Genomic DNA, 15,831 nt, shown 5'->3' with positions numbered 1-15,831 from the left:
TTTCAATTTTTAAGACCTGAATGTGCAGAAACAGGAGTATTTATTTTAGATAATTTGTTTTCTTTAAAGGATTTTACAGCTTCCTCTACTGTGCCTTCCTCAAATCTATATACATCAATATTTGATGCCTCAATTATTTTCATGGCATTTGGACCCATTTTTCCTGTAACAACAGCTCCAGCTCCTATATCGATTATTTTTTGTGCTGCTGTAATTCCAGCACCTTGATTTGCACTTATTGATGAATTGTCAATATATTCTATTTCTTCCGTTTCGTCATCATAGATTGCAAAATATTTACATCTCCCAAATCTTAAATCCGTAGGTGAATTCTTTTCTTTTCCTTTACTCGTAATACATACTTTCATTGCTAAACCTCCTCTACTTTTGACAATATTTTATCTCCAAAATCTTCCATTAAGCCATATTTAATTTTCCCATACAACTCAATTTTCCCTTCATCACTTAATTCAACAAATTCTGGATCAATAGGAATACTTGCTATATAATCTACACCCATTTCCTCAGCTATTTCTTCTACTTTACTTTCACCAAAAATATTTATTTTCTTACCGCATTCAGGACACTTAAAATAGCTCATATTTTCAATTATACCAAGTACTGGTGTATTCATCATCTTTGCCATATTTAGTGACTTTTTAACAATAAGTTTAACCAAATCCTGGGGTGAAGACACTACTATTATCCCATCTAAAGGCAATGATTGCATAATAGTTAATGAAACATCACCTGTACCCGGTGGAAGGTCAATAAGTAAATAATCTAAATCTCCCCAATTCACCTCAGTATAAAATTGTTTTACTGTATTTGCAATTAATGGCCCCCTCCAAACTACTGGAGAATCTTCCTTATCAATTAAAAGATTTAATGATATAACTTTTATTCCAGTATGGGTGATTACCGGATTTATTCCAGCATCATTTCCTTTAGCTCTCTTATTATTGATCCCAAAGACCTTTGGAATACTTGGACCAGTAATATCTGCATCCATTATACCTACTTTATATCCCTTTTCATTTAAAGTTGTTGCAACTAAAGAAGTTACAGAGGATTTTCCTACCCCACCTTTACCACTCATTATTGCAATAACTTTCTTAATATTAGTTTTTTCATTTGTTTTTTCCTTTTCAATCATATGTTTTTAACCTCCTATTTTGGCATATGCTAATTATATTATACTCCTTTTTTTGTTATTGTCAAATGCCAATAACTATTTTTAGAAAATAAAAAAATCTATACACAAAAGTATAGATTTTTTATGCATATTCATTATTAACTTTTTTCTGCCATTTTCCCCTCATATATATAATCATTCCAAAGCAACATATAATAAAATTACTAATAACCATTGCAAACCATACAGATTTACTACCTAAATCCGTAAAATTTTTAAACAGTAATATCATTGGTATCCTCAATCCCCATAATCTCCCTAAATTCATATACATTGTGTAAATTGTATGCCCTGACCCTTGGAAAACCCCCATTAAACAATTGAATACTCCCATAAGGGGCATGGAAGCAGCAATTAATTTTAAATAGTAGGTTCCTTCTGATATTACTACTAAATTTTCTGCAAATATTTTAATGACATTTTCTGAAAAAGGAATTAATACTATTGAACCGATAAATAGAAATCCTATAACCATTAATAAGCTTTGTTTAAAGGCTTCACGGGTCCTATCAATATTATCTGCCCCCATATTTTGTCCTATAATTGTGGCCAATGCACTTCCTACACCCATTGCAGGCATAAGAACAAGAGAATTAATCCTATTACCAATTCCAAAGGCTGCTAATGTATAATCTCCAAAGGATACAACAAAGCCATTTAATACTATAAAGCCAAAGGCCGATCCTGCTTGCCCCAATGATGCCGGCAACCCTACTCTAATAATTTTTGATATTATTTCTTTCTTTAATTTAATATCCTTAAGAGTAATATGTATGCCATTTTTTCTAAAAAAAAGAAGGTATATAATATAAGCGGCAAAAACTGCTTTCGATAGAATTGTAGCTATAGCTGCTCCTTTAATTCCAAGGTTTAGTGTAAATATAAAGATTGGATCTAAAATAACGTTCAATATAACACTTGATACATTAATAACCATCGGTGTTGTTGTATCTCCTTGACCTTGTCTTATAGCAGTAAATACAAATACTATAAAAAGAATTGGAATATCAAAAAACATTATGCCTAGATACTCTCTACTAAAAGTAAATAAATTTCCCTGGGCACCCATTAATTTTATAATATAAGGAGTAAGAATAAATCCTATTACAGCAAATAACAAAGATATAATTATAGAAAAAATAAACAATTGACCAGCAACTTTATTGGCTTCCTTACTCTCGTTTGCTCCTATATGCTGGGAAATCAAGGCAGTACCTGCAATATTCATTCCCATTCCTAATGATATAATCAAGAAAAGCACAGGCCACACAAAAGCTGTTGCAGCAAATTCAATTTCACCTATTTTACTTACCCAAAATGCATCTGCTAAATTGTATAGTGTTTGTGATAAATTATTAAGCATTATAGGCAATGCCAGAGTATAAATAACTTTTGACATTTTCCCTTCAAGAATGAATGTTCTTTTTTGTAAATGATTCATTTTTCCTCCATTATCCAGTAATTTTATACTAACTATATTATAACATTATTTCTATATATTTAATATTGTTTGAGAAAATTGCATAATTACCTCTTGTAAAAACTACCTGCTATATTGGTTTTTAAATCTCTAGAGTTTTACTATCAAAATATATTCCATTATAAACCACTATATTAAGGATAATAATTGTATATGCAATTATTACCATTCTAACTTTCTTTATTCTGGTGATATTAATACTATAAAGAATAAAAATACTAAAAATATATAGCCAAAAAATTTAGGAGATGGGATTATGAGAAAAAATGTTGGAGATACTGATGCCTTTTTGAGAATAACAGCCGGTTTATCAATGCTTGGAATCGGCATTAAAAAACATTCCAATTCATTTATATTTTTAGGATCTATGAAGGTTGCTGAAGGAATAACAAAATTCTGCCCTTTACTATATGCCTTTGGAGTCTCTACACGTAGGAATAGCATAATGGAAATAAAGAATAATATTATTAAAAAATAGAATACTGTGAGGTGATTAGTTGTGAAGCTTCAATACGATGGAAATGGCAGTTCAAAGGAAAAAGCAATATATTTTACCAATGCTAAAACCTTTAATGATTATATTGAAATGGAGAATCAATATATTAAACAAAATAATTTAGTTGTGAAAAGCATAAGAAATGCCGGAGAGATAAGAGACGAATATTCATACGATGTATACCAAACAAACAATGGTAATGTATGGTTTAAAGTTCCCAATAATTTTGTTGAATAGCAATATTATATCAGAAAATAAAAAAATAGCTCTTTAAAAAAGCATGACCATAATAATGAAAAACTATAAATCCAATTATTATGGTCATATTTCTTATGAAAAATACTATCAAACTAATTAATTAAATTATTTCACAACGCCTCTTCTATCGTTCTTCTCTAAAATAAGGATTACCAAGACCTTCAGGAGGCATATGTTCTTTACCCTTCTTTGTAGATACTATTATCAGTACTAGTATGGTAACCACATATGGAAGCATATCAACAATATACTGGGAAATCTTTATATCATATTTTTGAAGCCTAAAGCCTATTATATCTAAACCGCCAAAGAAATATGATCCAATTAAAGCTTTGTATGGACTCCATGTGGCAAATATAACCAAAGCCACTGCAATCCACCCTCTTCCTGCTGTAACATTTTCCTGCCAAGCAGGCACATAAACCAATGAAAGATAAGCTCCACCAAGTCCGCACAATGCTCCTCCAATTAGAATATGAATATATTTATATAAATCGACATTTATACCACTTGCATCTGCTGCTGAAGGATTTTCTCCTACCATTCTAAGATTTAATCCCTTTCTTGTATAGTATAAATAGATACCTAATATAATAGCCATAATATAACCTAAATAAATAAATAAGTTATGCTGAAACAATATTTCTCCAACAAAGGGGATTTTTCCTATTACAGGAATTTCTACCGGTTTAAAAAATTCCTTTATAGCTTGTGGAACAACCTCCCCTATAAGCACTTGTCCAGCAAAGCTTGATACACCAGTACCTAAGATTGTCAAGGATAATCCAGTTACAACTTGATTTGTCTTTAATGTTATCGTTAGAAAAGCAAAGATAAGGGCTGTAAGGGCACCAGCTCCTGCCGCACCAAACAATGCTAAAATAGGACTCGATGTTAATAGACCAACTTGAAATCCTACAACTGCACCCATTAGCATCATACCTTCAACACCAAGGTTCAAATTCCCGGATTTTTCTGTCATAATTTCTCCTAAGGTTGCAAATAGCAGAGGTGTACCTGATTGTACTGCCGCACTTAAAAAAGCTATAATCGCCATCTATTCACACCTCTTTTCTAGTCCTTTATTATTTAGTGATATTTTTTTATCTATAACTAATCTATAATTAACAAAAAATTCACTTCCCAATACAAACATCAGAATCATACCCTGAAGTATTTGAGCAGCCGACTGAGGAATTTGAAAAGCAGTTTGTATATAAGCTCCTCCCTGAACTAAAATTGCAAACAAGAATGATACTAGAAGTATTAGAGGAGCACTAAGACTTGATAACCAAGCAACAATAATTGCCGTATAGCCAGTTCCCGCCGAAAGCTCAACAGATAAAGTATTATTAACAGCCGATGCTTGAATCATTCCAGCAAGGCCACAAAAGCCTCCACTTATTAACATAGCTGTTACAATAACTTTTTTTACATTCATACCAGCATATTTACCAGTCTTCTCACTTTCTCCTATAACTGAAATTTCATATCCTTTTTTAGTATGATGCATAAATAGATAAGTAAAAAATACTAATATTATTGCAATCAACCATCCCATATGAATGCCAAAAAGCTTTGGTAATGTGGCATTATCTGAAAAATTGGGTATTTTAGGAAACCCCAATGCATTTGGATCTTTCCATGGCCCAAATTGTAGATAAGTTATCCACTTTATAGCTATATAATTCATCATCAATGTAAATAATGTTTCATTTGTTCCGTATTTTGCTTTAAATATAGCCGGTATTAGGGCCCAAATTCCACCACCTATTATCCCTGCAATAATCATTAATAATAGTAATATTGGCTTTGACATTTCTGGAAATTTTAAAGCAACAAAACTTGATAAAAAAGCCCCCATGTATATTTGCCCTTCTCCCCCGATATTCCAAAATTTCATTTTGAATGCAATTAGAATACCAAGGGCTGTAATTACTAAAGGGATAGTATTAATTATAGTTTCTTTAAATCTATATAATGAACCAAAGGATCCATCTAGCATTGAAATATATACTTTTATAGGATTGTGCCCTAAAAAGAGTATAAATAATGTTGCAGTAAGTAATGCCAATAAAATTCCAATAAATTTAGTTGTTGCAGCTCTAGTCCTACTTATATTTGCTTTTTTAATTATTCTAACCAAAGTTATCATTCCTTCGTAATATCATAAGCTTATTCCACTTTTAGCCCCAATGTTTCTCCTGCCATCATAAAGCCTAATTCTTCTTTTGTGACAGTCTGGGCATCTACAATGCCCGTTATTTTCCCACCACATAAAACTAAAATTCTATCACAAAGCTCCATAAGAACATCAAGATCTTCTCCTATAAATAAAATCCCTACACCTTTTTTCTTTTGTTCGTTTAATAAATCATATACAGTATAGGCAGCACCAATATCAAGTCCTCTAGCTGGGTATGCAGTAATTATCAAGCTGGGATTGGTCTCAATTTCTCTTCCTAAAAGTACTTTTTGAATATTTCCACCTGAAAGCTTTCTAACTGGATGATTAATGTCAGGAGTTGCAATATTTAATTTTTCTACAATTCTATTTGCCTTCTCTCTGGCAGGCTTTCTACTGAGGAAGGCCCCCCTTTGACTCTGATATTCCTTTAAAAGCACATTGTCAACTATATCCATAGAAGCTACTAGGCCCATTCCCAGTCTATCCTCAGGCACAAAACTCATACTAATTCCCATTTTAATAATTTCCCTAGGATTCTTACCTAAAATACTTTGATCTTTGTAGACTATATTTCCTCCTGAAACAGGATATAATCCAGCAATGGCCTCACAAAGCTCTTTCTGACCACTTCCTGCCACACCTGCCACTCCCAATATTTCTCCCGATCTAATATCAAAGGATACTTTATCAAGAACTTTAGTATTCTCACTATTTATTACCGAAAGATTAGTCACATTCAATATGGATTTTTTATTTTTAGTTTCAATTCTTTCAATTGATAAATCTACTGATCTACCAACCATTAAATCTGCCAGCTTTTTAGGACCTACATCTTCTTTATTTACAGTTCTAATAAATTCTCCCTTTCTAAGAACTGTAATTTTATCACTAATTTCCATAACCTCGTTGAGCTTATGAGTAATTATTATTACTGCACAACCAGCTTCCTTCATTCTTTTAATTATTTTAAAAAGTCTCTTTGTTTCTTGGGGCGTTAATACCGCTGTTGGTTCATCTAATATTAAAATGTCTGCTCCTCTATATAAAACCTTTAAAATTTCTAATCTTTGTTTTTCGGCAACTGACATATTGTAAACTTTTTTGTCAGGAGATATCTCCAGTCCATATTTCTCAGAAATCTCCTTAATCTCCTTAGAAAGCTTTTTGCTATTTATGAAGAATTTTCCTTCTTGACCAGCAATAATATTTTCTTTAGCAGTTAAAATATCCACTAATTTAAAGTGTTGATGTATCATACCTATTCCCATTTTAATTGAATCTTTAGGTAGGTTAAATCTAACTTTTTTGTCTTTGACAAAAATAGAACCACTGTCAGGGCTATAAATCCCTGACAGCATATTCATCAAAGTGCTCTTTCCTGCACCATTTTCTCCCAAAATTGAGTGAATTTCACCACTATAAAATTTAAGGCTAATATTCTTATTTGCAACAACTGTTCCAAAGGTCTTAGATATGTTTTGTATATCTACCAGCGTCTTCTTTTCCATCTTATCACCTTATTTTTCTATTTTGCCTTCTACACCTTCTACAAACCATTCAATTGATAACATTTCACTATCAGATAAAGCTTCTCCTTCTTTGACTACAATTTCTCCATCTTGATTTTTAATAGGTCCACCAAAAACATTTAATTCTCCATTTAGTATTTTTTCCTTAACTTCATCTACTTTCTCCTGGGCACCTTCTGGAGCGTTTTCTGTAATTGGCGCAAGCTTAACTATACCATCCTTTAAACCACCCCAGTAGCTATGACTTTCCCAGTTACCATCCATTGCTGCTTTAACCTGCTCTACATAATATGGCCCCCAGTTCCAAATTGGAGCTGTCATAAAAGCCTTTGGTGCCTGCTCATAGGAGTTTGTATTGTATCCAACTGCAAAGGCTCCTGCTTCTTCAGCCGCCTGTTGTGGCCCAGCAGTATCTTGATGCTGTGCTATTACATCTGCACCTTCATCCAATAATGCCTTCGCTGCTTCCTTTTCTTTAGCTGGATCATACCAAGTATGGGTCCATCTTACGGCAACTTTAGCATCAGGGTTTACAGATTGAACACCTAGAGTAAATGCGTTTATTCCTCTAACTACTTCAGGTATACTATAGGCAGCAACATAACCTATTTTATTTGATTCTGTTTTCATCCCGGCAACTATACCAGATAAATATCTTGCCTCATATATTCTTCCAAAATAATTAGACATATTCTCTGTTGTCTTATATCCTGAACAATGTAAAAATTTAACCTCTGGGAATTCCTTTGAAACCTTTTCTACATAATCCATATATCCAAAGCTTGTGGCAAATATAACTTTAGCACCTTGGTCTATCATGTCCTTCATAACCTTTTCAACTTTTTGGTCTTCAGGTACTGATTCTCTGTAGATTGTTTCTACTCCTAATTCTTCTTCTAAATATAATCTTCCTTCATTATGAGAATATGTCCATCCACCATCACCAATCGGTCCTACATAAATAAAACCAACCTTAAACTTTTCATCATCAGTATTCCCATCATCAGTATTTGCTGTTGCCTCTGCCTTAGGATTTTCTTCAGGCTTTTCTGAAGCCTCGTTACCACATCCTGCTAAAAGTGAAAATGATAAAACTAATACTAATAAAATTGATAGTGTTCTTTTAAACATAATTTTCTCCCCTTTGTTGTCTAAATTTTATTTTTCCTTTTTCCATAGAGTCAATAATCGCCAAGGATTTAAGATTTACATTCATATTACGTAGAACATTACCACCTTCTTGAAAACCCTTTTCAATTACGATCCCAACACCAACGAGATTTGCTTTTGCCTGCTTAATAATATCTATAAGCCCTAGCACTGCCCTTCCCTTTGCTAAAAAATCGTCAAGCACTAGTATATTTTCATTTTTATTTATGTATCTTTTGGAAGCTCTAATTTTGTAGGTTTTACCCTTTGTAAAGGAAAAAACCTCACCTTCATAAGTATCCTTATCTAGATTTTTTGATTCAGTTTTTTTAGCAAAAACAACAGGCACATTAAAGTGCATTGCAGCCACACATGCAATTGCTATTCCCGATGCTTCAATTGTTAAAATCTTATCTACTTTTATATCTTTAAAAATTTCCTTAAATTCTTTTCCAACATCATTAAGGAAATTAATATCTAATTGATGGTTTAAAAAACTATCAACTTTTAAAATATCCTTTCCCTCAACTCTTCCTTCGTCTAATATTTTCTTCTCTAAAAGCTCCATCCATTACCTCCTCTCAAGTAAACGAAAGCGTCTTACGACGCATTTGTAATTACAAAAAAATAAAACTCCCATTTTAAAATGAGAGTTTAATATCATATTTTATAATAGTTAATACTTTCCAATACCATTAGATGAGATATCCTTAAAGTATTTACTTTCTTATAAAACAGTTAATTAAACACCCATAGCCAGACTATTTAAGGTAGTCATGTAGAAACTTCTGGTCCATATTACCAAAATTATACGGGCGAACTTTCTTATTTTTTTGTCGTATATTGTTCGATTCAATGTTAATTTTATATTAAATATCGAAAAAAATCAATATCTTTATAGAAAGTTTTTATTTATTTTCCAAATAAGGTATTATTCTATCCATTAAAGCAGCAACTTGACCGCGAGTAATATTCTCCATTGGTCTAAATGTATTATCTTCAAAACCTTTAATAATACCTGCCTTAACCATTTGAGAGACAGATTTATAAGACCAACGTTTATTATCTATATCGTCAAAAGTTATTTCATTAAATATGTTCTCATAATTCTCCGATACTACTCTATCTAACATAACAGCCATCTCTTCCCTTGTTACTGGTTTTTCCGGCATAAAGCTTCCGTCACCATATCCTTCTATAATTCCATGATAAGAAGCTATATCTATTTCTTCCTTTGCCCAATAATCACTTGAAATATCCTTAAAATTAGCTCCCATATTATTAGGCTTTTCTAATCCTAGTGCACGAACTAGTATAACAGCTCCTTGAGCTCTAGTCAATGCTTTATCAGGAGAAAACGATGAGTCACTAGTACCCTTCATTATATTTTTATTAAGCATATTAAAAATCGACTCTTCAGCCCAATGATTTTCAACATCATTAAAATAATATCCGTTTAGCCAAGATCCATAATGATTCCAAATCTTATCATCTTCCTGACCTAAGCTCCAACTAGCACTACCTTTTAAATTATATTTTTGTACTAGTCTAAGTTTATTTTTTATTGACTGATTATTTTCATACCAAATTGTATATGTTCCTGCTTCCAACTTTGTCCCATATAAAGTAGGCTCCTTGTCATAGGGTTTTATATCAATTATAACCTTAGGAGATTCTTCTTTATCATCATAAATAACCTTACTATCATAATCTTCTATCAATTCATTTACTTGTTTAATGCTTATACCCTGTCCTTTAATTTTTCCATCTTCACTCCAAACCCGTCCAAAAAAAGGTATTCCTAATAAAATCTTTTCACTTGGAACTTCCTTTAAAGCATTTTTTATTGATTTTTCAACAAAATCTATACTGGCAACTGGTCCTTCTGGTCCTCCTGGATAACTTTCGTCATAGGTCATTATTACTAAATGATCACTATATTTAGAAAGCTCCTCATAATCATAGGATCCCTGCCATCCCTTATCAGTATTATAAGGATTTGGAGCCACCGCAACAGAAATAATCTTGTTATTAGGCAGCTTTTTTCTTAATAACTTAACAAAATCTGTATAATCATCGCGATCACTTTCTGTTAAATTTTCTATATCTATATTTATACCGTCCAGATTACTTTCCATTATAGTTTTATAAAGATCATTTACTAAAGCTTCTTTATTTTCAAAGGCAGTCCTTCCAAGATTACGATCCCAATGATTACTAAGAAATGGTATTACCTTTATGTTCTTATTATGCATTTCATTAATAAATGATTCATTTATTGATACAATCTGTAAATTTCCATTTTCATCTAAGTTGAAATAGTTTGGTGATATTACATTTAGAGAATTTTGAGTTTTCTCAACATAAGAGCTGTAAAGATTTGTATTTCCAAAATATATATATGACATATTTAGCTTTTTCATTTGAGCATATGTACCATTTGGAAATAAGGCCATACCCGTTAATAATAAAGCACTACTTAATACTGCAATTTTTTTAACAAATTTTCTATTCGACATAATTTTTAAACCTCCCTACTATATACATTAAAAAATAAACAGGTTAAAATCAATGAACAAAATTTGTTAATTATGTAAACCAACATAATCTCACAGATAGTACTTTATTGTTTAACTTTTAAGTTACAGTTTAGAAGCTGTTTATAGAATTTATATTATTTAATTCAAAATAAAAATCAATATTTTTTAATAATTTGTAAACTCTAATATATAAGATAAATAATACCTAATTTTATGGAGGTAAAAACAGCATGAGCCTTATTGAAAAAAACTACGGAAGTTTTCTAAATTATGCCTTTACTTTTCTCAATCCTTTTAAAAAAATAATCATTAATACCCATTGCAATGTTCATAAGTTTATAAATATACAAGCATTAAGAATCTTAAAAAATGACCGCTATAATGATGTTTTTGAAATTTTCACTTTAAATATCTATCATATTAATGAAGGGGCTTTTTGGGCTGATCAAGATTTTAAAAGCAGTTGTCATTTGTATAACCCGCATACAAAACGGGGACTTTATGGAAGAAGAACAGCTATGGACTTAACAGTAGAATATTATAATAAAGCTAAAAATTTATGGCTTAAAAAGGAAGAAGAAAAGGCAATGTTTTACCTTGGGGCAGCTTTTCATATAATTCAAGACATGACAATTCCTCAACATGCAAACGCAAGACTACTTGATAATCATAAGCAATATGAAACTTTTATTAAAAGAACATATCAGTATATAGAGAATTTTAAAGCAAAAGAAAATGCTTATAGATTGGATACTATAGAAGAATATATACGATTTAATGCAAAGGTTGCTATAAAGGTTTATAAGAGATTTAAAAACATTAAAGAAGATGAAGGAAGGTATTATAAAATAGCCAGCTGTACCCTACCTTTGGCACAAAGAACTACTGCAGGGTGTATGCTAACTTTTTATGATGAGGTTATAAAAAAAATCCACTAAGTGGATTTTTTATGGCCTTTGGGGCATTACAAGCCATGCTATTATATATCCTATAATTCCTGATCCTCCCATTAGCACAAAAAGTATCCATCCTAATCTTACCAATGTTGAATCAATATCAAAATATTCTGCTATTCCTGCACATACTCCTGCAATCTTTACATCTGTATTTGATCTATATAGTTTTTTCCCATTTCCCATAGTTCTCCTCCTAATTATAAATCTTTAGTTATGATTTTAAAATCCCCATAACTATATAATAAAATTATATTTTTATCTAAATTAGCAAATCAAGAACTTTTAAATGCATTTTTGCCAATTTAGAACTATGAAGTTTTCTCAGATAATAATTCAATAATTTTTTCTTCAATAAATTCCATTATATCCTTTTCTCCTATAGAAATACTTTCATCATACAAAGAAGGTTTTACCCTGAAGAAATTTACTATAAGTTTATTATCAACTATTCTATAAATCTCTAAATGGTCTGGTACAAAAGCAACTTCAATCTCTTCATATTGTGAACTATTTTCTACATTTTTTAGCTTTCCAATTAATGACTTTAGATTTAAAGTTTTAAGAGGAGTAACCATCATATCAGTATACCCTAAATCTTCTAACATCCACATATTATTATTCCAAAATCTACCTTCTTTTTTGTTTTCACCAGAAAACATTTCTCTATTTGAAATAGCACTTAATGCCCTTCTAACAGACTCTTCATTAAATTCTTCATCATAAATTAACTTCATGGCAGGCATACTTGCTATATCATTTAAATAGGCTTCTCCAACCTTTTCCTTTTCACTTGTTGCTTGCCAATAATAAAGCATTGCTTCAATTACATCTAAATTCACTTTAATTCTTTCCATCATATTTTCTCCCTTCTTAAATAGCCTTTCATTTTATTATACTCAAAGTTTCCTATAAAAGTAAAGTTAAATAAGTAAAAGAGCAGGACTCAACTGTTCTTTTACTCTGCTCTTTTGAAATAATTCATTAATTTGTAATCTTCTATCAATTCATCACCTAATTTTACAATATTATCAATAGAATAATTCTCAGCTATATTATCCATCTTTTCTTTCATCTCTTCTAATATATAAGTTTCACTGACTAAATTATCTACTATATTATTAATTTCATCAATATTCTTTATTACCATAGCAATACCAGAATCAGATAAAAACTGGGCATTATCTTCTTCTTGACCAGGAAGCATATAAGGAATCAACAAAGGGAGCCTTTTTGCTATTGCTTCAGAAACAGTTAATCCTCCAGGCTTAGAAATTAACACGTCAGAATTAGTCATTAGATTTGGAATATTATTTGTAAACCCATATATTACTATTTCTTTATCATTTGGCATTCTCTGATACTCTGATTCTATTCTATTCATCAATGATTTATTATTCCCACATACTACAATAATCTTCATTTTATTTTTACAGCTAACTAAACCTTTTAGAACCTCTTCTATTGATTTCACTCCCATACTTCCACCCATCAATAGAACTGTAAAGTCATGATTATCTCTAATATCATTACTACCGTTATTTGATAAGAACTCTTCTCTTATAGGTATCCCATAGCAGTATAATTTATCCTCAGGTATCCCTTCCTTAATCATTCCTATATTTGTATATTCACTTCCCGTTATATATGCATCTACATGTCTATTAAAATATGTACTATGAGCTTTAAAATCAGTAACAACCGATACAAAAGGTACGAATATACGTTTCCTTTGTTTAAGTCTACTTATAATATTTACAATGAAGGGATGGGTTCCAATTATTAAATCTGGATTAATTTCACGAGTGCTTTTATATATTTTTCTTTTAAATATCCTATATATATATTTACATAATTTAATATTTACTTTTTGCTTATTACTATACTTATAAAGGCCCCTATATATCTTTGGTAAATTACAAGATAAAATTTCATATCCATCAGCAAAAAACTTTTCTGTTATTTTATTAGTCAACTTTAAAATATCTACAACCGTTACATCATAGCCATATAATTGAAACTTTGATGCCAGAGATTTTGCTGCTTGATTATGTCCACCTCCTGTTGAAGCAGTAAAAATTAATATTTTTTTCATATTATTATTCCCCCAATATGTTTTCTGCGTATTAGTCTTTCAATTCTATATTCACTTTAACAATTCACTTTTAAAAAGTTCCAGCAAGTATTTTTTGAAGTCCTCTTTTAAATCTTTTCTTCTTAATGCAAATTCTATAGTAGCTTGTAAAAAGCCTAATTTATTGCCAACATCATATCGGATGCCTTTAAATATATAGGCATACATTGCTTGATTCATAGACAATTCTTTTAGGGCATCGGTTAACTGTATTTCTCCACCAGCTCCCGGTCTAGTGTTATCAAGTATATCAAATATTTCTGGCGTTATAATATATCTCCCTAAAATAGCAATGTTTGAAGGTGCTTCTTCTTTAGAAGGTTTTTCAACTAGATTTTTTACTTTATATACATCATTTTCAATAAATTTTCCATCAACTATACCGTATCTACTAACATTTTCTTCTGAAACTGTTTGTACTCCCAATATAGTAGTTTGATATTCATCGTATACTTCAATCAACTGTTTTAAACATGGATACTCACTATAAACAATATCATCCCCTAGTAAAACAGCAAAGGGTTCATTTCCAACAAAACTTCTTGCACAGTTAATTGCATGACCTAATCCTTTAGGTTCTTTTTGCCTTATATAGTGTATATTAACCATATCAGAAATTTCTTTTATCTGTAAAAGTAATTCATTCTTTTCCTTTTTCTTGAGTTCAATTTCTAGCTCTATTGATCTATCAAAATGATCTTCAATAGCTCTTTTGTTTCGTCCTGTTATAATTAAAATTTCCTCTATCCCTGAATCCACAGCTTCTTCAATTATATATTGAATTGTTGGTTTGTCAACAACTGGAAGCATTTCTTTAGGTTGTGCTTTAGTGGCAGGCAAAAACCTAGTTCCAAGGCCTGCTGCTGGTATTATAGCCTTTCGTACCTTCATATGTAAGCCTCCTTGCAAAATTAGTATTTGTAAATAATTCTATGTATTCTAATCAATAATATATCGAAAATTCAAACATATTTTTTCCATTATTATCTACATTATTATTATACTTATATTATTGTCCAACTGCAACAAAGCAAAGTTTCTTTCTATATTTAAAAGTTGTATTAATTTTCCTATAAATTTATTTCAATACACATAATAGTCTAGCAACCTTTTGTTAAATCTATTAAATACCTTTGTATGAATTTCTATGAACCTTTATAAATTTTATGCATAAAATAATATTGTAAGTTTTGTCAGTGATTTATGTCTTTAAGGAGATGAAAGAAATGGCTTACTCAGATAGAGAATTATTAGCAAGGATTATTAAATGTGAATCAGGTGGAGAAGGCGATAATGGATTACAGTTTATATATATGATGTGAGTTATTTGTCCTATAATAATAAAAAATGGAAAATCTTTTTGATGATTTTCCGGTTAAGTGTTGTTTATTTTTTTTTCGTTGATGTCTGTATTGTTAGACGAATTTTTTTTGCTTTTGCTATTGCTTATTATCAATATATTCGCAATCACATTCTATTCTTCTAAAGGAAGTTTTTCAAATTTTGGAACATTTTCTAATTCGTCATCCCAGTTTGCTTTGCTTGCCATATAAATATGTCCTTGTGGTTTAATGTTAACTTCACAATCAAGGCTTCCAGCAGGAACAACTAATAATTTCCCATCCATCTGCAAATTCGGTAATGCCGATCCACAATTTGTACAAAAACTTTTTATATGCCCACTAGATTTAAAATTAAAAGTTCTTATCTTATTTTCACCAGACAGCCATCTCAACTTTGCTGTATGCGAAAATAGATTTGCACCATGAGCTGAACCAGTATCTTTACGACATCGCTCACAATGGCAAAGAAAGAAATTTTCAAATTCTCCTTCTATTTCAAAATTTATTTCACCACAAAGACATGAACCCTTATATCTCATAATAATCTATCCTTTCTTTTTTGAATA

General features: G+C 30.8%; 17 protein-coding genes and 1 riboswitch. Of the genes, 3 read left to right on the top strand and 14 right to left on the bottom strand.

What is annotated here, in order from left to right:
- Positions 1-2 precede the first annotated feature (2 nt).
- The 3 genes from B5X81_RS08745 to B5X81_RS08735 form a co-directional block, all read right to left on the bottom strand.
- Positions 3-368, bottom strand: coding sequence for a NifB/NifX family molybdenum-iron cluster-binding protein (locus tag B5X81_RS08745; protein WP_079491025.1), 366 nt, complete (start codon positions 366-368; stop codon positions 3-5).
- A gap of 2 nt (positions 369-370) precedes the next feature.
- Positions 371-1,156: an Mrp/NBP35 family ATP-binding protein gene (locus tag B5X81_RS08740; protein WP_079491024.1), complete on the bottom strand. Its 786-nt coding sequence runs from the start codon at positions 1,154-1,156 to the stop codon at positions 371-373.
- Positions 1,157-1,277: 121 nt separating this feature from the next.
- Positions 1,278-2,636 carry an MATE family efflux transporter gene (locus B5X81_RS08735; RefSeq protein WP_079491022.1) on the bottom strand — a complete coding sequence of 453 codons (1,359 nt, stop codon included), beginning with the start codon at positions 2,634-2,636 and terminating at the stop codon, positions 1,278-1,280.
- A gap of 295 nt (positions 2,637-2,931) precedes the next feature.
- Here B5X81_RS08735 and B5X81_RS08730 point away from each other — a divergent pair, with 295 nt between their 5' ends.
- Together B5X81_RS08730 and B5X81_RS08725 are read left to right on the top strand one after the other, a co-directional pair.
- Positions 2,932-3,153, top strand: a complete 222-nt coding sequence (locus tag B5X81_RS08730) for a YgaP family membrane protein (RefSeq protein ID WP_208985026.1) — start codon at positions 2,932-2,934, stop codon at positions 3,151-3,153.
- 21 nt (positions 3,154-3,174) lie between these two features.
- Complete coding sequence (locus B5X81_RS08725; RefSeq protein ID WP_079491019.1) at positions 3,175-3,408, top strand: hypothetical protein; 234 nt, start codon at positions 3,175-3,177, stop codon at positions 3,406-3,408.
- A 145-nt stretch (positions 3,409-3,553) separates the two neighbouring features.
- Here the strand turns inward: B5X81_RS08725 and B5X81_RS08720 are convergent, their stop codons facing one another.
- The 6 genes from B5X81_RS08720 to B5X81_RS08695 all read right to left on the bottom strand — a co-directional run bounded on the left by B5X81_RS08720 (position 3,554) and on the right by B5X81_RS08695 (position 10,814).
- A complete protein-coding gene (locus tag B5X81_RS08720) occupies positions 3,554-4,486 on the bottom strand; it encodes an ABC transporter permease (protein ID WP_079491017.1) in 933 nt (310 codons plus the stop codon).
- Positions 4,487-5,575 carry an ABC transporter permease gene (locus B5X81_RS08715; protein WP_170917337.1) on the bottom strand — a complete coding sequence of 363 codons (1,089 nt, stop codon included), beginning with the start codon at positions 5,573-5,575 and terminating at the stop codon, positions 4,487-4,489.
- Between the two features lie 29 nt (positions 5,576-5,604).
- Positions 5,605-7,125: an ABC transporter ATP-binding protein gene (locus B5X81_RS08710; RefSeq protein ID WP_079491014.1), complete on the bottom strand. Its 1,521-nt coding sequence runs from the start codon at positions 7,123-7,125 to the stop codon at positions 5,605-5,607.
- Positions 7,126-7,134: 9 nt separating this feature from the next.
- On the bottom strand, positions 7,135-8,277 hold the full coding sequence (locus B5X81_RS08705) for a BMP family ABC transporter substrate-binding protein (RefSeq protein ID WP_079491013.1): 1,143 nt from the start codon (positions 8,275-8,277) through the stop codon (positions 7,135-7,137).
- Positions 8,270-8,863: a xanthine phosphoribosyltransferase gene (locus tag B5X81_RS08700; protein WP_079491011.1), complete on the bottom strand. Its 594-nt coding sequence runs from the start codon at positions 8,861-8,863 to the stop codon at positions 8,270-8,272. Before B5X81_RS08700 ends, B5X81_RS08705 begins: the two co-directional genes overlap by 8 nt.
- 165 nt (positions 8,864-9,028) lie before the next feature.
- Positions 9,029-9,130: riboswitch (purine riboswitch) on the bottom strand.
- Between the two features lie 73 nt (positions 9,131-9,203).
- The gene (locus tag B5X81_RS08695) at positions 9,204-10,814 is read right to left on the bottom strand and encodes an S-layer homology domain-containing protein (RefSeq protein WP_079491010.1); all 1,611 of its coding nucleotides are present in this window, start codon (positions 10,812-10,814) and stop codon (positions 9,204-9,206) included.
- Between the two features lie 251 nt (positions 10,815-11,065).
- Between B5X81_RS08695 and B5X81_RS08690 the strand changes: the two genes are divergently transcribed.
- Complete coding sequence (locus B5X81_RS08690; RefSeq protein WP_079491008.1) at positions 11,066-11,773, top strand: zinc dependent phospholipase C family protein; 708 nt, start codon at positions 11,066-11,068, stop codon at positions 11,771-11,773.
- A 9-nt stretch (positions 11,774-11,782) separates the two neighbouring features.
- Here the strand turns inward: B5X81_RS08690 and B5X81_RS08685 are convergent, their stop codons facing one another.
- The 5 genes from B5X81_RS08685 to B5X81_RS08665 form a co-directional block, all read right to left on the bottom strand.
- The gene (locus tag B5X81_RS08685; protein ID WP_079491007.1) at positions 11,783-11,974 is read right to left on the bottom strand and encodes a PspC domain-containing protein; all 192 of its coding nucleotides are present in this window, start codon (positions 11,972-11,974) and stop codon (positions 11,783-11,785) included.
- A gap of 125 nt (positions 11,975-12,099) precedes the next feature.
- Positions 12,100-12,645: a TDE2712 family protein gene (locus tag B5X81_RS08680; RefSeq protein WP_244282040.1), complete on the bottom strand. Its 546-nt coding sequence runs from the start codon at positions 12,643-12,645 to the stop codon at positions 12,100-12,102.
- 101 nt (positions 12,646-12,746) lie between these two features.
- The gene (locus tag B5X81_RS08675; protein WP_079491004.1) at positions 12,747-13,883 is read right to left on the bottom strand and encodes an MGDG synthase family glycosyltransferase; all 1,137 of its coding nucleotides are present in this window, start codon (positions 13,881-13,883) and stop codon (positions 12,747-12,749) included.
- Positions 13,884-13,934: 51 nt separating this feature from the next.
- Positions 13,935-14,813: a UTP--glucose-1-phosphate uridylyltransferase GalU gene (gene galU, locus B5X81_RS08670; RefSeq protein ID WP_079491002.1), complete on the bottom strand. Its 879-nt coding sequence runs from the start codon at positions 14,811-14,813 to the stop codon at positions 13,935-13,937.
- 583 nt (positions 14,814-15,396) lie between these two features.
- Positions 15,397-15,804, bottom strand: a complete 408-nt coding sequence (locus B5X81_RS08665; RefSeq protein ID WP_079491001.1) for a GFA family protein — start codon at positions 15,802-15,804, stop codon at positions 15,397-15,399.
- Positions 15,805-15,831: the final 27 nt, after the last annotated feature.

Origin of the sequence: Maledivibacter halophilus, assembly GCF_900167445.1 — a bacterium.
GTDB lineage: Bacteria > Bacillota > Clostridia > Peptostreptococcales > Caminicellaceae > Maledivibacter > Maledivibacter halophilus.
Note: the sequence above shows the minus strand (reverse complement) of the source record. Positions and strands in the feature narration are given on the sequence as shown.